This window comes from Streptomyces sp. NPDC034099 (assembly GCF_055575415.1).
Map to the genome: position 1 here is coordinate 259,750 of NZ_JBVISR010000010.1, position 19,048 is coordinate 278,797.

A 19,048-nucleotide genomic window follows, 5' to 3' on the forward strand; every position below is an offset into this window, starting at 1 on the left:
TCCATGACCGGATTGCCATGAACTGATCACGCACAGCAAACCGGCAGCCAACGCTTGACGTCAAGGGGAATCAGTCCGTTACACGCGTCAACAGGAGTTACTCCAGGGGAAGTTGATGCCGACCGCCACGCCTCCCCCACCCCGAATGCGTCACTCGCCCGGCGTCCGGTACCCACCCGCACTAGAGTCGTCCCCGACGCCCCGTGACCCGACCGACGATCGAGGTGCGCAGCGTGTCGGTTCTCGTTCTGGTTCTCGCCGTGTGCGCCGCGTGCTGTCTGGGTCTCGGTTTCGTCCTCCAGCAGAACGCGGCCGAGCGCGCCCCGCTGGGCGACTTCCTCTCGCCCCGCCTCCTGCTCGACCTCGTGCGGGTGCCGCGCTGGCTGGCCGGCATGGGACTGATGGTGGCCGGCATGGTGCTGGGGGCGCTCGCGCTGGGCGGCGGTGAACTGACCCTCGTCGAACCCCTCCTGGCGACGAACCTCCTGTTCGCCCTCGCCCTCTCCCGCATCCAGACCCGGCAGCCGCTGGGCCGCCAGGGCTGGGCCGGGCTCGCGCTGCTCGCGGGCGGGGTGACCGCGTTCATCCTGGCGGGCGAGCCGCGCGGGGGCAGCGCGGTGACCGATCCGCTGCGGCACTGGCTGATCGTCGGGGTGATGCTGGGCCTCGCCCTCCTGCTCACGCTGTGCGCCGGGCGCCTGCGGCTGACCTGGGGCCCGACGCTGCTGGCCCTGGCCGCCGGTCTGCTGTACGGGGTGCAGGACGCGCTGACCCGGGTGAGCGGCCGGCGCTTCTCGGCGGGCGGCCTCGCGGACCTGCTGACGGGCTGGCAGCCGTACGCCGTGGTGGTGCTGGGCATCACCGGTCTGGTTCTGGTCCAGAGCGCCTTCGAGACGGCGCCCCTGCGCCGGTCGCTGCCCGCGCTGACGGCGGCCCAGCCGCTCGCGGGCATCGCCTGCGGGGTCGGTTTCCTCGGCGACCGGCTGCACACCGACGCCGGAGCGCTCGCGTGGCAGGCGGGCGCCCTCGCGGCGGTCGTGGCGGGCATCGTCCTGCTGGGCCTGCACCCGGCGATGCCGCAGGGGACGGGCACGGGCGAGAGCGGGCGCGAACCGGCGCTGGAGCGGCGCTGAGGCCAGCGGCGTCTGCTGCTTGGATGGGCGGATGAGTTCTGCTGACGAGATCCTAGACGTCGTCGACGAGAACGACCGCGTCGTCGGGCGGGCCCGGCGGGGCGACGCGTACACCCGGGGGCTGCGGCACCGATGCGTGTTCGTGTGGGCCCGCGACCCGGAGGGCCGGGTCTTCGTCCACCGCCGTACGGCTTCGAAGCTGGTGTTCCCTTCGCTGTACGACATGTTCGTCGGCGGGGTGGTGGGCGCGGGCGAGTCCTACGACGACGCGGCGCTGCGGGAGGCGGAGGAGGAACTGGGGGTGAGCGGGCTGCCGCGGCCGGAGTACCTGTTCAAGTTCCTGTACGACGACGGCGCCGGACGGACCTGGTGGTCGGCGGTGTACGAGGTGCGGGTGGCGGGACCGGTGTCTCCCCAGGCGGAGGAGGTGGCGTGGCACGGGTTCCTCTCCGAGGGGGAGCTGGAGGGGCGGCTCGGGGAGGGTGAGTGGGAGTTCGTGCCGGACGGGGTGGCGGCGTACGCGCGGCTGCGGGCTCGGCGGGGTTTCGGTGGACCGGCGTCGGTGCGGTGACCCGGCGTGGGTGCGGGGCGGGGGGGGGGACGCGGGCCGGGTGCCTCCCCCGCTCTCGGCTTCTCCCCCACGCTCGGCTGCGCTCGCGCGGGGGGACCCCCATGAGCGGGAGGTACCCCCACCGCCCACCCGTGCCGCCTGGGGGTACCTCCCAGGCCGTTCAGGCACTGGGGGAGGCACGACTGCCCGCAGGTGGGGGGCGGGGCGGCTGCCCGCAGCGGCGGCGGGACTGCCGGATATGGTCCCTGGGTGAGTGAATTCGTGCGGAACGTTCGGCTGTGGTTCGTGCCCGGGGAGGTGCGGCGGGAGGGGGGTACGCCCGACTACCGGTTCTCGCTGGCCAATGAGCGTACGTTCCTGGCCTGGCTGCGTACCGCCCTCGCGCTGATCGGCGGCGGGTTCGCCGTGGACCAGTTCCTGCCCGACCTGCGCTGGGGCTGGCGGGTCGGGCTCGCGCTCGCGCTGCTCGCCGCCGGTGTGCTGTGCTCGCTGCGGGCCGTGAACCACTGGGCGCGCTGCGAACGCGCCATGCGCCGGGGCGAGGACCTCCCCGTCTCGCGCTTCCCGGCGCTGCTCAGCCTGGTCGTCGCCGTGGTCGCCGTGGTGATGGTCGTCGTGGTCCTCGTCGGCTGGGAGGGCTGAGCGTGGGCGGCGCCGACCCGGCACCCGCGGACCGCGACCCCGGGCTCCAGCCCGAGCGCACCCGGCTCGCCTGGCGCCGCACCACGCTGTCCGGCACCGTCGTCGCCGTACTCGCCGCGAAGACCGCGCTGCACGGCGGTGCGACGGCCGTCCCGGTGCTCGCCGCCGTCCTGTGCTGCGCCCTCTGGCTGGCCTTCCTGCGGATCGCCCACGGCCGTATCGCCACCCTCGCCGCGGCGAACAGGCCGCGCGCCCTCACTCCGGCGCACGCCGCCGCCGCGGCCCTGTGCACGCTGGCCCTCGCCGTCTGCGGGGCGTTCCTGGTGTTCTGAGGCGGGGAAGCCCCTTGGGACCGGCCGTAACGCCGATCACGTTCCGCCCGCCCACTGGACGGCATACCGACCGGTCGGCATCATGTGTCGGGTACTGTTCACCCGTCCCAGGGAGAGACGATGAGCCCCGACCACCCGCCCGGACTCGATCTCGACCGGTTGCGCGTCCTGCTCGACCGCGAGCGGCCGGGCCTGGTCACCGGCCCGCTGTCCGGCCGGCTGATCGAGGGCGGACGGTCGAACCTCACCTACGCCGTCTCGGACGGCACCGACCGCTGGGTCGTGCGACGCCCGCCGCTCGGCCACGTGCTGGCCACCGCGCACGACATGCGGCGCGAGCACCGTGTCATCGACGCGCTGTACCCGACCGACGTGCCCGTGCCGCGCCCGGTGCTGCTGTGCGAGGACGAGGAGGTGCTGGGGGCGCCCTTCTACGTGATGGAGTTCGTGGACGGCACCCCGTTCCGCACCGCCGAGCAGCTCGCCCCCCTCGGGCCCGAGCGCACCCGCGCCGCCGTGCTGAACCTGGTCGACACCCTGGTCGGACTGCACGCCGTGGACCCCGCCGAGGTGGGCCTCGCGGACTTCGGCCGCCCGGAGGGCTTCCTGGACCGCCAGCTGCGCCGCTGGGCCAAGCAGCTCGACGCCTCCCGCAACCGCGACCTGGCCGGTATCGACGAGCTGCACGCCACCCTCGGCCGGGAGCTGCCCCGCTCCCCCGCCCCGACGGTCGTGCACGGCGACTACCGCCTCGACAACGTCCTGATCGGCGGCGAGGACGACGAGATCCGGGCGATCCTCGACTGGGAGATGTCCACGCTCGGCGATCCGCTGACCGATCTGGGCCTGCTGGTGATGTACAGCAGCCCGCTCGGCATGCCCGACTCCCCCGTCTCCACCACCGCCCAGGCCCCCGGCCACCCCGCCCCCGCCGAGCTGATCGAGCGGTACGCCGCCCGCTCGGGACGCGACGTCTCCACGGTCGCCTGGTACACGGCGTTCGCCTGGTTCAAGCTCGCCGTGATCCTGGAGGGCATCCACTACCGCTACACGCTGGGCCAGACGGTCGGCCGCGGCTTCGACCGCATCGGCGACCTCGTCCCCGTCTTCATCGAGCACGGCCTGACCACCCTTCAGAAGGGCTGACCCCGCCATGGACTTCGCGTACGACGCACGCACCGAGGAACTCCGCGCCAAGCTGCTCGCCTTCATGGACGAGTACGTCTACCCGGCCGAACAGGTCGCCCACGAGCAGCGCGCCCGGCTCGCCTCCCCGTGGGACACCCCGCAGGTCGTGGAGGACCTCAAGGCCGAGGCCCGCCGCCAGGGCCTGTGGAACCTGTTCCTGCCCGACGCCGAGCACGGCGCCGGTCTCACCAACCTCCAGTACGCCCCGCTCGCCGAGATCACCGGCCGCAGCCCGCAGCTGGCGCCGACCGCGACGAACTGCGCGGCGCCGGACACCGGGAACATGGAGGTGCTGGCCCAGTTCGCCGACGAGGCGCAGCAGAAGCAGTGGCTGGAGCCGCTGCTCGCCGGGGAGATCCGCTCCGCGTTCGCGATGACCGAGCCGGACGTGGCCTCCTCGGACGCCACGAACATCACCACGCACATCGAGCGCGACGGCGACGAGTACGTCGTCACGGGCCGCAAGTGGTACATCTCCGGGGCGATGAACCCGGACTGCCGGATCTTCATCGTGATGGGCAAGACCGACCCGGACGGCGAGGACATCCGCCGCCAGCAGTCGATGGTGCTGGTCCCGCGCGACACGCCCGGCGTGACCGTGAACCGGGCGATGCAGGTCTTCGGCTACGAGGACCACTACCACGGCGGCCACGCCGAGGTGACGTTCGACCACGCGCGCGTGCCGGTGTCGAACCTGATCGGCGAGGAGGGCGGCGGCTTCGCCATCGCCCAGGCCCGGCTCGGTCCCGGCCGGATCCACCACTGCATGCGGCTGATCGGCATGGCCGAGCGCGCCATCGAGCTGATGTGCCGCCGCGCGGTGTCCCGCGACGCCTTCGGCAAGGCGCTGGCCCAGCAGGGCGTGGTCCACAACTGGATCGCGGACGCCCGGGTCACCGTCGAGCAGCTGCGGCTGCTGGTGCTGAAGACCGCCTGGCTGATGGACACCGTCGGCAACCGGGGCGCGCACACCGAGATCCAGGCCATCAAGATCGCCACGCCCCGCGCGGTGGTCGGCATCATCGACCGGGCGATCCAGCTGCACGGCGCGGGCGGCGTGAGCCAGGACTTCCCGCTGGCCGAGCTGTACGCGGGGGCGCGGACGCTGATGATCGCCGACGGTCCCGACGAGGTCCACCAGCGCTCGCTGGCCCGCCGGGAGATCAAGAAGTACCTCTGAACGGACGAAGGCGCGCCCCCGGGGGCTCCGGGGGCGCGCCTCACGGTCGTGTCACGGGCGCAGGGCCCGCAGCAGCAGGTCGGCCAGGTGGTCGGCGACCTCCTGCGGGCTGAGCGGCCCGTTCGGCCGGTACCAGGTGGACAGGTGGTGGATGGATCCGAAGTGGTAGTCCACCACCAGGTCGGCCGGGGTCTCCTTGGTGAAGACGCCGGTCCGCTGGCCCTCCTCGATGAGGGCGCGGAAGCGCTCGTGGTAGCGCCGGCGCTCGGCGCGCACCTGTTTGTTCTTCTCCGGGCTGAGCTGGTGCATGGAGCGGAAGAAGATCGACGCGTCGTCGAGGTTGTCGATGGTCGTGACGACGACGTCGGCCGCCGCGTCCCGCACCCGCTTCTCGATGGGCGCGTCCGCGTCCGCGAAGGCGTCCAGGCGTTCCTGCTGGAGGCGCAGCACGCGCGCGTACACCTCGTGCAGCAGGTCGTCCTTGGAGCCGAAGTAGTGGTAGAGCGCACCCTTGGTGACGCCTGCCGCCTCGACGATCTCCTGTACCGAGGTGCGGTCGTAGCCCTGCTCGGCGAAGAGCCGGGTGGCGGCGGCCAGGAGCCGCTGCGGCACCGGAGTGCCGTCCCCGTCCGTGGTCCTGGGCACTGCCGTCACCTGCCTTTCCGTTTTCACTGTCCGTTCACTGCTGCGTCCTGTTACTGCCGGAACGCAGTTCCCGACGGAGGATCTTCCCACTCGCCGTCTTCGGCAAGTCGGGCAGGATCTCCACCTGGCGCGGGTACTTGTAGGCGGCCAGTCTCTCCTCGCAGTACGCGACCAGTGAGTCCGGGTCCGCTCCGGCGCCGGGGCGGAGGCTGATGTACGCCTTGACGGTCTCCCCGCGGTACCCGTCGGGCACGCCGACGACGGCGGCCTCGCGCACCGCGGGGTGGGTGTAGAGCACGTCCTCCACCTCGCGCGGCCAGACCTTGAAGCCGGAGGCGTTGATCATGTCCTTCTTGCGGTCGACGACGTAGAGCCAGCCCCGGACGTCCATGAAGCCGATGTCCCCGGTGCGCAGTTCGCCGCCGGGGAAGGTCTCGGCGGTGGCGTCCGGGCGGCGCCAGTAGCCGGGGACGACCTGGGGGCCGCTGACGACGATCTCGCCCTGCTCCCCGAAGGGCACCTCCGCCCCCTGGTCGTCGACGATCCGCACGACGGTCTCGGGGCCGGGCACGCCGACCGCCAGGGTCCCCGACACGGGGTCCACCGGGGCCTCCAGGTGCGGCGGCACGGAGGCGCAGGGCGCGGTGCACTCGGTGAGTCCGTAGCCGTTGCGGATGTACGGGCCGAAGCCCGCGCGGAACTTCTCCACCAGGGCGGGCGGCAGCGGGGCGCCGCCCGAGGAGATGTTCGCGAAGGACGCGAAGTGCTCCCGGGTGACCGAGGGGTGGGCGGCGAGCGCCATGAAGGCCGTGGACGGGCCGACCGTGTAGTGCGGCCGGTGCTCGGCGAACGCGTCCAGGACGACGCCCGCCTCGAAGCGGTACGCCAGGACGAGCGTGCCCACGCTGTTCAGGCAGGCGCCGAACTCGCAGACCATGCCGGTGATGTGGAAGAGCGGGGCCAGCGCGAAGTAGACCGGCGCCTCGGGCAGACCGAGCCCGGTGCGCTGCCGCTCGGCGTTGTACATGATGTTGCGGTGGGTGTTGGTGGCGCCCTTGGGTGTGCCGCTGGTGCCCGAGGTGTAGCTGATGAGCGCGGTGTCGCCGGGCTCCGGGTCGCGGCCCTCGGGTGCCCGGTGACCGGCACGGGCCACCCGGGCGAGGTCGTCGGCGTCGGGGGCGTGCGGCAGCCGCTCGAACGTCAGCACGCGCGCGTCCCGGCGGGTCTGGAAGTCCAGCTCGCACCCGGTGAGCACGATCCGCACCGGCGAGTCGGCCGCCGTCTCGCGCAGGTACGACTCCCAGGCGCGGTCGGAGCAGATCAGCGCGGCCACCTCGCCGTCCCGCAGGACGTGGCCGACCTCCCCCGACTTGTACATCGGGTTGACGGGCACGACGACCGCGCCCGCCTTCCAGGCGCCCAGGACGGCGAGCACGAAGTGCGGGGAGTTCTGCAGCAGGACCGCGACCCGGTCGCCCCGCTCCAGACCGCGCGCGGCGAGGTGCCCGGCGACGGAGTCGCTCAGTTCGTCCACCTCGCGGTAGGTGAGGCGGCCGTCGAAGTAGGCGAGGAAGACGCGGTCGGGGGCCTCGGCGGCCGCCCGGCGCAGGGCGTGCACGAGGGAGGCGTCGGGGTCGAGCGGGGCCTTCTGCGCCTCGGTCAGCAGGCCGAGCCAGGGCTTGGCCGCGTAGGGGGAGCCGGTCACCGGGCCGTCGCCTCCTCCCACTGCCGCTGGAGCCGGTTCATCCCGTGCAGCCAGCGGTCGGGTTCGGTGGCCCGCGCCTGGTAGTACTCCGCCACCTCGGGGTGCGGCAGGATCAGGAAGCGGTCCTCCTCGATGCCTTTGAAGAGGGCGTCCGCGACGTCCTGCGGTTCGATCGCGGTGGGCTGGAGGACCAGTTCGCCCGCGCTGCCGCTCGCGGTGAGCATGTCGGTGCGCACCCCCTGCGGACAGATGGCGTGGACCTTGACGCCGCGGTGGCGGTAGGTCAGGGACAGCCACTCGGCGAAGGCGTACGCGCCGTGCTTGGTGACGCTGTAGGGGGCGGCGCCGATCATGGTGAGCAGCCCGGCGGCCGAGACGGTGGAGACGAAGCGGCCGCTGCCGCGCTCCAGCCAGTCGGGGAGCAGTTCGTGGGCCGCCCGCACGTGGGCCATGACGTTGACGTCCCAGGCGAGCGCCCAGACGGCCTCCTCGGCGGCCTCCGTACCGCCGCAGCCGACGCCCGCGTTGGCGCAGTACACGTCGACGGTGCCGCCCAGCGCCTCGCGGGCCTCGGTGACGATCACGGAGGCGTCGCCGGGGACGGCGATGCCGCCGATCTCGTCGGCGACGGCCTTCGCCCGGCCGGCGTCCAGGTCGTTGACGACGACCCGTGCCCCCTCGGCGGCGAAACGCCGGGCCAGCGCGGCCCCGATGCCGCCTCCCGCCCCGGTGACGACGACTCCGGCGTCCTGCACGGCTTCCACCATCGGCCTCCTTCGGCACGACTGCGACACGACTGCGACGCGGCTGCGGCTGGGCTGCGGGCCCGCTGCGGCACCCGCGCGGCGACTCCGCCGCAGCGCCAGACTAACCAGTCGGTATGTTCGACGGAAGAGGTGAACCGCGGTCTACTCCATTCCCTGCGGCCCGGGCGCGGGTTAGCGTGCGTGCGCATGACACCCGCCGCGATCACGGAGGTCACCGCATGACGCTGTCCAGACGGAACCTGCTCGCCACGACGGCCGCGGTGGCGGCCGGCACCACCGCCGCCGCGTCGGCGGGCACGGCGCAGGCCGCGCCCGCGGGGCACGGGGGCCGCCGGCTGCGCACCGGTTTCGAGCGCCTCGCCGACGGCGGCTACGCCCCGCTGAGGGGGCAGAAGGTCGGCATCGTCACCAATCCGACCGGCATCACCCGGGACGTACGCCACATCGTCGACGTCATGCACGCCGACGACCGCGTGGACCTGACCGCCGTCTTCGGCCCCGAGCACGGCTTCCGCGGTACGGCGCAGGCGGGCGGCTCCGAGGGGCGCTACGACGACCCCGCGACCGGGCTGCCGGTCTACGACACGTACCTGAAGAGCGGGCAGCCGCTCGCGGACGTGTTCACGGCGTCCGGCGTGGACACCGTCGTCTTCGACATCCAGGACGTGGGCGCGCGCTTCTACACGTACATCTGGACCCTGTTCGACTGCATGGAGGCGGCCTCGCTCGCGGGGAAGCGGTTCGTGGTCCTGGACCGGCCGAACCCGGTGACCGGACGGGCGGCCCTCGGGCCGGTCCTGCACAAGGAGTTCGCGACCTTCGTCGGCCGGCAGCCGATCGCGCAGGCGCACGGCATGACGGTCGCCGAGCTGGCGCTGCTGTTCAACGGCGAGTTCCTGACGTCGCCGGTGCCGCTGGAGACGGTGACGATGACGGGCTGGAAGCGCGCGGAGTTCTACGACGCCTCCGGGCTGCCCTGGGTGCCGCCGAGCCCGAACATGCCGACGCCGGAGTGTGCGCTGGTGTACTCCGGGACCTGTCTGTTCGAGGGCACGAACCTCTCCGAGGGCCGCGGCACCACCCGCCCGTTCGAGCTGCTGGGCGCGGAGGGTGTCGACGGGGGCTGGGCCGCCGCGGCGAACGACCTCGGCCTGCCGGGTGTGCGGTTCAGGGAGGCGTACTTCGCGCCCACGTTCTCCAAGTTCCAGGGGAAGACCGTCGGTGGTGTGCAGCTCCATGTGCACGACCGGGCCGCCTTCGACCCGGTGCGCACCGGAATCGCCCTCCTGGTGACCGCCAAGCGGACCTGGGACGGCTTCGCCTGGCGGCCGGACCACTGGATCGACAAGCTCACCGGGTCCACGCGGGTGCGCACGATGATCGACGCGGGCGCGGACACCGACGAGGTGGTGGGCGGCTGGGAGTCGGAACTGGCGGCGTTCGCAAGGACACGCCGCCAGTACCTGCTCTACAGGTGACCGGGGTGCCGGCCGGTCACCGGTGGGACGTGAACTCCACGACCTGCTGGTAGGTCGGCCGGTTCTGCCAGCTGATGCCGCCGTGCTTGATGCCGCCGAGGGTGCGGTGGATCACCGAGTCGGCGCACCACTGGTCTCCGGCGGAACAGTTGTCGTCGCCGGGATAGACCTGGGCGGCCGTGCGGCCCGCCGCCTCCTTGAGGGTGCTCACCAGGGTGTCCCGGCAGGCGGCGAGGTCGCCGTCGCCGCAGTACGGGTGTGCCAGCGGGCCCTTGACGGACTCGCCGAGCACGGACCGGACGTCCTTGTCGACATAGCTCCACCAGCCGTACTGGAAGGCGCTGCCTGCGTGGGCGCCGGTCGGGCCGTGGGCGGCGGACGGGGACTCGTCGACGGGCAGGTTGCGGGTGAAGGCGGTGTACAGGTCGGTGCCCAGGCCGGGTTCGAACTCGGCCTTCACCAGCAGCGGCCACCAGGCGTCCAGGGTGCGGATCGCGTCGGCGTGGGCGTACTTTCTGGCACCGGCCGAGGTCTCCGTGCGCAGGCCGCCCGCGGACCGCCACGCCTTGAGCCGGTCCACGGCCGTCTTCGCCGCGGGATCGGTGACCGGCGCGGACTCGACCACCTTCAGCAGGTCGGGCAGGACGTCCTCGGCCCGCAGGTCGGCGAGGGCCGCCTCGGCCATGGCCTTGACCAGCGCGGTGCGGGTGACGCCGCCTTCGGCGACCAGCTTCTTCACCCGGTCGTCGAGGAGGTTGCCGCGGTGGACGGAGCCGTTGCCCCAGGAGGCGGCCGGGTAGTCCTTGGCCTGCTTGTTGTTCCAGGAGACGTAGTAGTCCTGGTCGACCGACTGCGGATGGGCGGACGCGCCGGTGTACCGGGCGGTGTTGCCGGCCGGGTCCCAGCCCTGCCACTCGTACGCCTGCCGGGCCCAGACCGGGAATTCGGCGTCGACGCCGTTCGCCCGTACCGGGTTGTCGCCGCTGTTGTAGTACGCGGTGTGCTCGGAGTCGGCGTAGAACCAGTTGAAGGTGTAGTTGATGTGCTGGACGGCACCCTGGAAGCGCTGCGGGCTGTTGAGGTAGTCGGGGTCGTTCAGCATCTGGAAGCCGATGATGGAGTCGGCCTCGTGCAGGTAGGAGGAGCGCAGGGTGGTGTAGGCGACCTTCTTGCCGCCGACGGTGGCGCGGGACTCGACGGGGCCGTACTTGGTGCGCCAGACGCGCATCGTGTAGGAGCCGGCCGCGGTGGAGTCGGCGACCGTCGGCTTCCAGGCGTTGTGCCGCTCGACCTTCTCCATGGGCGTGCAGGTGCCGCGGTAGAGGTAGTGGTAGTCGTCCTGGCACAGCTCGACCGCGTAGGTGTCGATGATGTCCTGGCCGGAGGTGGTGGCGCTCCAGGCGTAGTCCTGGCCGCGGCCGAGTTCGACGTACATGCTCAGGCCCGCGAAGGAGGCGCCGCGGGCGCTGATGCCGGGGCCCTGGATCTCCTGGAGCATGAGCAGCTGCGGGGCGAAGTAGCCGGTCTGGGGTCCGAAGACGGCGACCGGGTGCCCGCTCGCGGTGTGCTCGCCGCTGACGACGAGGGCGTTGGACATGCCGCGCCGCGCCGAGGTCACGGCCGCGTCCGCCGCCTCGGTGGAGGCGCCGGTCGCGCTCGCGGCGCCGGCGCTGCCGGTACGGTCGTACACCAGCGGTTCCGCCTCGACCGACCCGGCGTCGGGCAGGGCGCGGCCCTGCGGGTCGGCCGGGGTGGGCAGGTACGGGAAGCTGCCGTCCTGCTGGGTGAGAACGGCCTCGGGGTCGTTGCGCTGGCGGAAGGACTCCCAGACCTCGGTGCCCTCGGCGACGCCGTACTTCTCCTGGGCGGCGAGGAGGGAGAGCGCGTTGTTGACCTCACCGCCGCCGCCCGCGCCGAAGAGGGAGCCGATGACGGAGGCCAGCGCGATCAGGTCGGAGCGCTTGAAGTGCTCGATGGTGCCGGCGTTGGTGATGGCGTCCTTGTGGCCGGTCAGGACGTACTCGCCGGGGAAGTAGCGGCCCTTGTCGGAGGCGTCGATGTAGGCGTTGACGCCGGCGATGTAGGCGTCCACGTCGGCGAGGGCCAGGTCGCCGCGTTCACCGGCCTTGGCGGCGGCGCTCTCGATCTGCGCCTCCAGGTCGTCCTCGGTGTAGGGGGCGCTGCGCCAGAACTGCTGCTCCAGGCCCTGGTTGGCGGGGGCGCCGCCGGCGAAGGGGGTCAACTGGCCGCGTCCCACGTGCCGGAAGAGGTCCATCAGCCACAGCCGGTCCTGCGCCGCGGCGTATCCGGCGCCGAACTCGGTGCCGTAGCGGGTGGTGCCGGTGATGTGCGGCACGCCGGTCTTCTTGTCGCGGACGATGGTGACGTCGTCGCGCCCCGCGGGGCGGACGGTGGAGGCGGCCTGGCCGTCGGGGACGCCGAAGGAGGCGTCGTTGAAGAAGGTGTTGATCTTGTCGTTGGTGAGGCCGGAGTAGCCGGTGGCCAGGTTCGCGTAGGGGCCGAGCTGGTCCTCGGCGTGCGCGGGCTGGGTGCCGAACGCCTGGTTGAGGAGGATCTGGGCGAGGGTGGCGTTGCCGTTCTGGCCGGGCGGCAGGATGTCGGAACACTGCCCGCCGCAGTGGTCGTTGGCGGCGGCCCGGGCGGCCGTGACCTCGGCGGTCGTGTCCCCGGCGGCCATCGCCGGGGAAAGGGGTGACAAAACTCCGGCAATGAGCGCGCATACGGAGGCGGCCTTCAGGAACCCGTGGAAGCCGCGGGGAGTTCTCAGTCTGTCGAGGGCGTTGCGTGGGGTGCGCCGTGGCATGGCAGCTCCTCCCGACGGGGGTGTGGCGGGACGTTACCGCCGGTATCCCCGAGTGGGAAGATGAACATGCGTCACTTTTTGGGAGCGGGTGGATCGGCTTATGGGGGGCATCGGAAATCGGATGGAGCCGAATCGGTTGTCGATACGTCTATTCGGCGACGTCCGTACGACGACGCCGAAGTGACCGAAGTACAGGTGCAGGTGTGACGGAGGTGCAAGGCGATGGCCGGTTTCCGAAGTCTGGCGAGACAGGTTCGCGATCCACGGTGCGACCTGGCGCTGCGGCGCTATTCACTGCGCAAGTGCCTTGAGCGTTTCGCCCCTTATGGGCACAGGGCGACCTGGGACCATCTCTGCTCCCGGGCCGGGTTCGGTCCCGAGGACCGCTCCCCCGACCCAGCGCGGCTCGTGGCCGCACTGGAGGAGCTGGAGGAGGCGCGTTCGGTGTGGCTGGCCTACGAGGTCGAGTTCGCCGAGCGGCGCAGGAAGGAGAAGCACGACGGGCTGCGCAGGCCGGGCAGCGTGGACGACTGGCACCGGCTGACCTGGGGCGGGTTCGGGGTGGCCTGGTGCGACGACCCCCGGGTCCATCCCGACGGACCGCTGGCGGAGGTGCTGCGCCGGCTGATCTCGGCGCTGGAGCGTGAACCGGGCTCGGTGTGCCCGGTGTGCGACGGAGAGCGCCTCGTCTGGCAGTACGACCTGGACCACGAGCCCTCGACGGGGCCGGTCTGCACGGACTGCGGCATCCTGGTGCCGCGGCCCGTCCTCACGCCCGACGCGCGCGCGGACGCCCGGCGGGGACGGTTGCTGATGTCGGCGTAGCCGGCCGCGGGGGTGTGCCCGGGGATGCCGCACCCCCGGTGGCCGGTACGGCGCCGGGCCCGGCGGGCGTTGTCAGTGGCGCCCGGCACCATGAGGGGATGGTGCAGCTGTGTGTGAACGGGGCACGGGGGAGCGCCGACGGTCCGGTGGTGCCGCTGTCGCCGGAGGCGGTCGCCGACTCGGTGGCCGCGGCGGTCGCCGCCGGGGCCACGGACGTCCACGTCCACCCGAAGACACCGTGCGGGCGGGACACGTTGTCGCCGCGCGTGCTCGCGGCGACGCTGGAGGCGATCAGGGCGCGCGTCCCGGCGTCGGTGCCGGTCGGCGTGACGACGGGCGCCTGGGCCGAACCCGATCCCGCGGCCCGGGTGGCGCGGATACGGAGCTGGACGGTGCTGCCCGGCCACGCCTCGGTCAACTGGCACGAGCCGGGCGCCGAGGAGACGGCCGCCGCCCTGATGGAGCGCGGGGTGGGAGTGGAGGCGGGCGTCTGGTCCGGCACGGACGGGGCGGCCCGGTTCCTGCGCTCACCGCTCGGGCCGAAGGTGCTGCGCGTGCTGGCTGAGGTCACGGACACCGACCCAGCGACCGCGCGGGGCTCGGCGCGCGCCCTGCTGACCGCCCTCGGCCCGGCCCACGGCCGCCCGGTCCTGCTGCACGGCGAGGACGGCGGCGCCTGGCCGGTGCTGCGCCTGGCCGGCCGGCTGGGCCTGGCGACCCGGATCGGCCTGGAGGACACCCTGTTCCTGCCGGACGGCGGCCGGGCCGACTCCAACGCCGCCCTGGTCACCGCGGGACTGAGGGAGTGGGCCTCGGCGCGCCGGGACGACCGCTGACGGCCGGGCCCGGGTCACCGGACCGTCAGTCGTCGCAGCACTGCGCTTCCCGGCCCCGAGCGCGGCTCGGCCGCCCGCCGCCGGCGGTGGCGGCGGATGAGGTGGATGCGGCGGAGGTGGAGGGGCCACGGCGCTCCACGAGCAGGCGCGAGCCGGCGCGGTGTTCACCGAAGGCGTCGTCGGGGTTGGACAGGACGCAGGTCTCCAGGGACAGGCAGCCGCAGCCGATGCAGTCGGTGAGGTGGTCGCGCAGCCGGTTGAGCTGTTTGATCCGCTCGTCCAGTTCGGAGCGCCAGGACCGGGAGAGCCGGGCCCAGTCCTCCTCGGTGGGGGTGCGCCCCTCCGGCAGCTCGGCGAGCGCCTCGCGGATCGTGGCCAGCGGGATGCCGACCCGTTGCGCGGCGCGGACGAAGGCGACCCGGCGCAGCGCGTCACGGCTGAAGCGGCGCTGGTTGCCCGAGGTCCGGCGACTGCTGATCAGGCCCTTGGACTCGTAGAAGTGCAGGGCGGAGACGGCGGCGCCGCTGCGTGCGGCGAGCTGGCCGACCGTGAGCTCTTGGATCTTCTCGGGAATCTGAGGCACTCCTCAGACCCTACCGATCCGCTCACCCGCACGGACGGGTCAGGTCCGTTGACAGACCCCGCGCGGGCGACCATGCTAAGCAGTCGCTTAGAGTCGAGCGCACAGGTCGAGCGAGCAGAGAGGCCGGAACATGGCAGAGCCGAGGATCTTCGCGTCCGCCGACGAGGTGAAGGCGGCGGTGGGCGAGCAGTTGGGATACACCGACTGGCTGGAGGTCGACCAGAAGCGGATCGACCTGTTCGCGGAGGCGACCGGGGACCACCAGTGGATCCACGTGGACCCGGAGCGGGCCGCCGCCGGACCGTTCGGCACCACCATCGCGCACGGCTATCTGACCCTGTCGCTGCTTCCCCTCTTCGGACCGCAGCTGATCAGCGTCGAGGGCGTGAAGATGGGCGTCAACTACGGCACCAACAAGGTCCGTTTCCCCTCCCCCGTCCCGGTCGGCTCGCGGCTGCGCGCCACGGGGACGATCACGGGGGTCGAGGACGTCAACGGCGGCATCCAGGTGAGCGTCGCCTTCACCGTGGAGCGCGAGGGCGGCGACAAGCCGGTGTGCGTCGCCGAGTCCGTCTCGCGCTACTACGTCTAGGCCGCGCCGGAGCGGTCCCGGGCCCCCACCATCCTGAGCACGAGGTCGGCGTAGAGCGCGCCGACCTCGTCGGGCGTGCGGGGGCCGTTCACGTTGAACCAGCGGGCCACGTCGATGCAGAGCGACAGCACCGCGAGGGTCGTGCCCTTGACGTCCGGCACGTCGAACTCGCCCGTCGCCACGCCGTCCTCGATGATGCCGCGCACCGCGGCGTCGCACTGCCGGCGGAGCGTGAGGATCTCCTCCCGGGCCTCGGGACCGAGCGCGTCCAGCTCGTACTGCACGACCCGCGCGGTCGTGCGCCGTCCGGCGTGCCAGCGGACGAAGGAGCTCACGGCGTCGGCGAGCCGTTCGGTCGCACCGCCCTCGCCCTGGGCCGCGGAGCGCAGGATGGCCACGGCGCGGGTGTGGCCGATGCGGCTGATGCGGTGGAGCAGCTCTTCCTTGGTCTTGTAGTGGATGTAGAGCGCGGCCGGGCTCATGCCGGCCCGCCCGGCGATGTCGCGGGTCGTGGTCGCGTGGTACCCGCGTTCGGCGAACGCCTCCACGGCCGCGACCAGAAGCCGCCGGGCCGCGTCAGGCGTGACCTCTTCCCACGGCTCGATGTCGCCGCCCGTCGTCTCGGCCGCCGTACTCATCGCTTGTTCGCCCCTCTCGGTGACAGGAGCACCACCATACCGCCGAAGCTGAGCGGTCGCTTAGGGGCGCTGTCCGGCGGGGGTGCCGCCCGGCTTCTGGAAGGGGTCGTGCTCGACCAGGATCTTGTCCAGCCGGGCCTGGTCCACCCGGCTCACTATCTGGCCGACCTCCTGACGGTCCCGGATGATCTTGGCCAGGGTGAAGGCCGAGGTGACGAGGTACAGGACGGCGATCGCGAGGAAGGCCCGCACCCAGGCGTCGGCCTCCAGCTGGTAGATGCCGATGGCGGTGGCGGCCATGGCCACCGAGAACGAGGCGACGGCCTGCCCGTAGAAGGCCGCGGTGTTCTGCTGCTTGACCGGTGTGTCACTCATGGGAAGAAGGATCGGCGGATGTGGCACCCGCCACATCCGCCGAGATACTCAGGCCGCGTACTCAGAACGCCGAAACCCCGGTCAGCGCCCGCCCGATGACCAGCTTCTGGATCTGGCTGGTGCCCTCGTAGAGGGTCATCACGCGGGCGTCGCGCAGCAGCTTGCCGGCCGGGTACTCGTCGATGTAGCCGTAGCCGCCGAAGACCTGGAGGGCGTTGTTGGCGGCGCGCACGGCGGCCTCCGAGGCGAAGAGCTTGGCCTTGGACGACTCGACGGTGAAGGGCTGCCCGCGGTCGATCAGGTCGGCGACCCGCCAGGTCAGCAGCCGGGCCGCGTCCACGTCGAGGGCGATGTCGCTGATCAGCTCCTGGACCAGCTGGTGGTGGGCGATGGTCTTGCCGAACTGCTCCCGCTCCCCCGCGTACTTCACGGCCGCGTCCAGCGCGGCCTGGGCTATGCCGACGCAGCCGGCCGCGACCGACATCCGCCCCTTGGCGAGGGCCGACATGGCCACCGAGAAGCCCTTGCCCTCCGGCGCGAGCATCGCGGAGGCGGGCACGCGGACGTCCTCCAGGACCAGTTCGGCCGTGGCCTGGCCGCGCAGCCCGAGCTTGCCGTGGATGGTGCGCCGGGTCAGACCGGGGGTGTCGGTGGGCACCAGGAAGGCGGAGACGCCCTTGTGGCCGGGAGCGTCGGTGGAGCGGGCGAAGAGCAGGACGACATCGGCCCACGTGCCGTTGGTGATGAACATCTTGGTGCCGTTGACGACGTATTCGTCGCCGTCACGGACCGCGCGCGTGGCGAGGTTCCCGGCATCCGACCCGGTGCCGGGCTCGGTGAGGCCGAAGCAGCCGACGTACTCTCCGGAGGTGAGCCCCGGCAGCCAGCGCCGCTTCTGCTCCTCGTCCCCCCAGGTGGCGATCGTCTTGGCGACCAGGCCGAGGGAGACGGAGACGATCCCGCGCACGGAGCTGTCGCCGCGCCCCAGCTCCTCCGTGACCAGGCAGTACGCGAGGTGGTCGCCCCCGGACCCGCCGTACTCCTCGTCGATCGTGAGTCCGAGGAAGCCGACCCCGCCGAGCTTCTTCACGATCGACCGGTCCACCTCCTCGGCGCGGTCCCACTCGACGACATGGGGGGCGATCTCGCGCTCCACGAAGTCCCGGGCGAGCTGCCGTACGGCGGTCTGCTCCTCGCTGAGCTCCAGGTTCATGCCGAGTCACCCCACAGGAAAGAAATCTTGAAAGCCGTACATTTAAATTAGCACTGCTAGTTTCGGCTCGCAGCCCTACTATGTGCGCCATGGCCCGACCGCGCAAGCCCCTGCTCAGCACCGACCGGATCGTCGAGACGGCCCGCGCGCTGGTGGACGCGGAGGGCCTCGCGGCCGTCTCCACGCGCCGGCTGGCCGCGGAACTGGGGGTCAGCGGGCCCTCGCTCTACAACCACTTCCGCACCAAGGACGAGATCCTCGAGGCCGTCGCCGACTCGGTGAGCGCCCAGGTCGACCTGTCGATGTTCGAGGACGGCCGGGAGTGGCGGACCGCGCTGCACGACTGGGCCGTCTCCTACCGGAAGGCCCTGCGCGACCACCCCAACATCGTCCCGGTACTGGCCCACGGTCCCGGCCGCCGCCCGGCCGCGCTGCACCTCGCGGACGCCGTCTACGGCGCGATGGTCCGGGCGGGCTGGCCCCCGGCCCAGGCCACGTCCATCGGCGCGCTGATGCGGTACTTCATCATGGGCTCGGCGCTCGGTTCCTTCGCCGGCGGCTTCGTGGACGACGCGGGCGCCTACGACCCCGCCGACTACCCGCACCTCCAGCAGGCCCACCTCCTGGCCGAGCAGCAGGAGAAGATCGACGAGCGGGCCTTCGAGACCGGCCTGACGGCGTTGCTGGACGGGCTGGCGCAGCAGTACGCACAGGTCGCGCAGGAGGCCTGAGAAGGGCTCCCAGAACACTTCGGCGCCCACCGAACGGTGCCTGGCGCATCCTGGGACACATGACCGAGAAGGAAGCGGAGGCACCCGGCCTGGCACGGCTGGCCGGACTGCTCGCCGACGAGACGCGCGCCGCCTGTCTGCTGGCGCTGCTGGACGGGCGGGCGTGGACCGCCGGTGAGCTGGCCCGGCACGCCGGGGTCGCCGCGTCGACGCTCAGCGAGCACCTGGGCAAGCTCGTCACGGGCGGGCTGCTCACCGAGGAACGGCAGGGGCGGCACCGGTATGTGCGGCTGGCCGACGACCGGGTCGCGCAGCTCGTGGAGGACCTGGCCGCGCAGGTCGCTCCCGAGGCGGCGGCCCGGCGTCCGCGCACGCTGCGGGCGTCGAGCGCCGGGTCGGCGATGGCCCGGGGGCGCACCTGCTACGACCATCTCGCCGGGCGGCTCGGCATCGCGGTGACCGACGCGCTGACCGGGCTCGGACTGCTGCGCCAGGACACCGGCTTCGCGCTCACGGACGCGGGGCTCGGCTGGTTCGACGCCGCCGGGATCCCGCTGCGGCCGACCGGTCGCCGGCCGCTGGCCCGGGCCTGCCTCGACTGGACGGAACGCCGTCCCCATCTCGCGGGCGTGGCGGGCGCGGCCCTGTGCCGGCACGCCCTGGACACGGGCTGGTGCGTGCGCATCGGCTCGGAGCGGGCGGTGAAGGTGACGCCGGCGGGTGAGGACGCGCTGTCCGAGCTGCTCCGGATCGACCCGGTGTCGCTGCGCTGAGGGTGCCGGTCTCCCCG

At 72.4% G+C, this 19,048-nt stretch carries 20 protein-coding genes; 12 read left to right on the forward strand and 8 right to left on the reverse strand.

The features are described from left to right. Nucleotides 1–233 precede the first annotated feature (233 nt). The 6 genes from ACZ56V_RS27645 to ACZ56V_RS27670 all read left to right on the forward strand — a co-directional run bounded on the left by ACZ56V_RS27645 (nucleotide 234) and on the right by ACZ56V_RS27670 (nucleotide 5,046). Nucleotides 234–1,133, forward strand: coding sequence for a DMT family transporter (locus ACZ56V_RS27645; RefSeq protein WP_468945934.1), 900 nt, complete (start codon nucleotides 234–236; stop codon nucleotides 1,131–1,133). Between the two features lie 31 nt (nucleotides 1,134–1,164). Then, nucleotides 1,165–1,704 (forward strand): NUDIX hydrolase, encoded by a 540-nt coding sequence (locus ACZ56V_RS27650; RefSeq protein WP_398916667.1) that lies wholly within the window; start codon nucleotides 1,165–1,167, stop codon nucleotides 1,702–1,704. A gap of 249 nt (nucleotides 1,705–1,953) precedes the next feature. Then, nucleotides 1,954–2,346: a YidH family protein gene (locus ACZ56V_RS27655; protein WP_398916665.1), complete on the forward strand. Its 393-nt coding sequence runs from the start codon at nucleotides 1,954–1,956 to the stop codon at nucleotides 2,344–2,346. Between the two features lie 2 nt (nucleotides 2,347–2,348). Further along, nucleotides 2,349–2,678 (forward strand): DUF202 domain-containing protein, encoded by a 330-nt coding sequence (locus ACZ56V_RS27660; protein ID WP_398916663.1) that lies wholly within the window; start codon nucleotides 2,349–2,351, stop codon nucleotides 2,676–2,678. A gap of 120 nt (nucleotides 2,679–2,798) precedes the next feature. After that, a complete protein-coding gene (locus ACZ56V_RS27665; protein ID WP_468945938.1) occupies nucleotides 2,799–3,824 on the forward strand; it encodes a phosphotransferase family protein in 1,026 nt (341 codons plus the stop codon). Nucleotides 3,825–3,831: 7 nt separating this feature from the next. Continuing rightward, on the forward strand, nucleotides 3,832–5,046 hold the full coding sequence (locus tag ACZ56V_RS27670; protein ID WP_398916658.1) for an acyl-CoA dehydrogenase family protein: 1,215 nt from the start codon (nucleotides 3,832–3,834) through the stop codon (nucleotides 5,044–5,046). 51 nt (nucleotides 5,047–5,097) lie between these two features. On the opposite strand, the gene ACZ56V_RS27675 is transcribed toward ACZ56V_RS27670, so the two are convergent. Genes ACZ56V_RS27675 through ACZ56V_RS27685 form a run of 3 tightly spaced genes read right to left on the reverse strand, consistent with a single transcriptional unit; the run spans nucleotide 5,098 to nucleotide 8,163 of the window. Further along, nucleotides 5,098–5,691, reverse strand: coding sequence for a TetR/AcrR family transcriptional regulator (locus ACZ56V_RS27675; RefSeq protein ID WP_104634664.1), 594 nt, complete (start codon nucleotides 5,689–5,691; stop codon nucleotides 5,098–5,100). A gap of 34 nt (nucleotides 5,692–5,725) precedes the next feature. Then, nucleotides 5,726–7,396: a class I adenylate-forming enzyme family protein gene (locus ACZ56V_RS27680; protein WP_398916655.1), complete on the reverse strand. Its 1,671-nt coding sequence runs from the start codon at nucleotides 7,394–7,396 to the stop codon at nucleotides 5,726–5,728. Beyond that, nucleotides 7,393–8,163, reverse strand: a complete 771-nt coding sequence (locus tag ACZ56V_RS27685) for an SDR family oxidoreductase (protein WP_356365565.1) — start codon at nucleotides 8,161–8,163, stop codon at nucleotides 7,393–7,395. The genes ACZ56V_RS27680 and ACZ56V_RS27685 overlap by 4 nt, the downstream gene beginning before the upstream one ends. Nucleotides 8,164–8,381: 218 nt before the next feature. Here ACZ56V_RS27685 and ACZ56V_RS27690 point away from each other — a divergent pair, with 218 nt between their 5' ends. Further along, the gene (locus tag ACZ56V_RS27690) at nucleotides 8,382–9,641 is read left to right on the forward strand and encodes an exo-beta-N-acetylmuramidase NamZ family protein (protein ID WP_398916651.1); all 1,260 of its coding nucleotides are present in this window, start codon (nucleotides 8,382–8,384) and stop codon (nucleotides 9,639–9,641) included. Between the two features lie 16 nt (nucleotides 9,642–9,657). Here ACZ56V_RS27690 and ACZ56V_RS27695 read toward each other — a convergent pair whose 3' ends face one another. Beyond that, entirely contained in the window at nucleotides 9,658–12,465 is a 2,808-nt protein-coding gene (locus ACZ56V_RS27695; RefSeq protein WP_468945945.1) for a penicillin acylase family protein, read from the reverse strand. A gap of 222 nt (nucleotides 12,466–12,687) precedes the next feature. Here ACZ56V_RS27695 and ACZ56V_RS27700 point away from each other — a divergent pair, with 222 nt between their 5' ends. Both ACZ56V_RS27700 and ACZ56V_RS27705 read left to right on the forward strand, forming a co-directional pair. Next, nucleotides 12,688–13,290 carry a hypothetical protein gene (locus tag ACZ56V_RS27700; protein ID WP_356365559.1) on the forward strand — a complete coding sequence of 201 codons (603 nt, stop codon included), beginning with the start codon at nucleotides 12,688–12,690 and terminating at the stop codon, nucleotides 13,288–13,290. Between the two features lie 98 nt (nucleotides 13,291–13,388). Then, nucleotides 13,389–14,126: a 3-keto-5-aminohexanoate cleavage protein gene (locus ACZ56V_RS27705; RefSeq protein WP_468945949.1), complete on the forward strand. Its 738-nt coding sequence runs from the start codon at nucleotides 13,389–13,391 to the stop codon at nucleotides 14,124–14,126. Nucleotides 14,127–14,151: 25 nt separating this feature from the next. Here ACZ56V_RS27705 and soxR read toward each other — a convergent pair whose 3' ends face one another. After that, entirely contained in the window at nucleotides 14,152–14,709 is a 558-nt protein-coding gene (gene soxR / locus ACZ56V_RS27710) for a redox-sensitive transcriptional activator SoxR (protein ID WP_398916643.1), read from the reverse strand. Between the two features lie 130 nt (nucleotides 14,710–14,839). On the opposite strand from soxR, the gene ACZ56V_RS27715 reads away from it, so the two are divergent. After that, nucleotides 14,840–15,301: a MaoC family dehydratase gene (locus ACZ56V_RS27715; protein ID WP_468945953.1), complete on the forward strand. Its 462-nt coding sequence runs from the start codon at nucleotides 14,840–14,842 to the stop codon at nucleotides 15,299–15,301. Here the strand turns inward: ACZ56V_RS27715 and ACZ56V_RS27720 are convergent. From ACZ56V_RS27720 to ACZ56V_RS27730, 3 genes are all read right to left on the reverse strand, one after another. After that, nucleotides 15,298–15,939 (reverse strand): TetR/AcrR family transcriptional regulator, encoded by a 642-nt coding sequence (locus tag ACZ56V_RS27720; protein ID WP_104634671.1) that lies wholly within the window; start codon nucleotides 15,937–15,939, stop codon nucleotides 15,298–15,300. The genes ACZ56V_RS27715 and ACZ56V_RS27720 overlap by 4 nt on opposite strands. Before the next feature lie 60 nt (nucleotides 15,940–15,999). Then, nucleotides 16,000–16,314, reverse strand: a complete 315-nt coding sequence (locus tag ACZ56V_RS27725) for a YiaA/YiaB family inner membrane protein (RefSeq protein WP_356365551.1) — start codon at nucleotides 16,312–16,314, stop codon at nucleotides 16,000–16,002. A 61-nt stretch (nucleotides 16,315–16,375) separates the two neighbouring features. Continuing rightward, entirely contained in the window at nucleotides 16,376–17,527 is a 1,152-nt protein-coding gene (locus tag ACZ56V_RS27730; RefSeq protein ID WP_467384222.1) for an acyl-CoA dehydrogenase family protein, read from the reverse strand. 89 nt (nucleotides 17,528–17,616) lie between these two features. On the opposite strand from ACZ56V_RS27730, the gene ACZ56V_RS27735 reads away from it, so the two are divergent. Continuing rightward, the gene (locus tag ACZ56V_RS27735) at nucleotides 17,617–18,258 is read left to right on the forward strand and encodes a TetR/AcrR family transcriptional regulator (protein ID WP_467384223.1); all 642 of its coding nucleotides are present in this window, start codon (nucleotides 17,617–17,619) and stop codon (nucleotides 18,256–18,258) included. Nucleotides 18,259–18,317: 59 nt separating this feature from the next. Then, nucleotides 18,318–19,031 carry an ArsR/SmtB family transcription factor gene (locus tag ACZ56V_RS27740; protein WP_398916633.1) on the forward strand — a complete coding sequence of 238 codons (714 nt, stop codon included), beginning with the start codon at nucleotides 18,318–18,320 and terminating at the stop codon, nucleotides 19,029–19,031. Nucleotides 19,032–19,048: the final 17 nt, after the last annotated feature.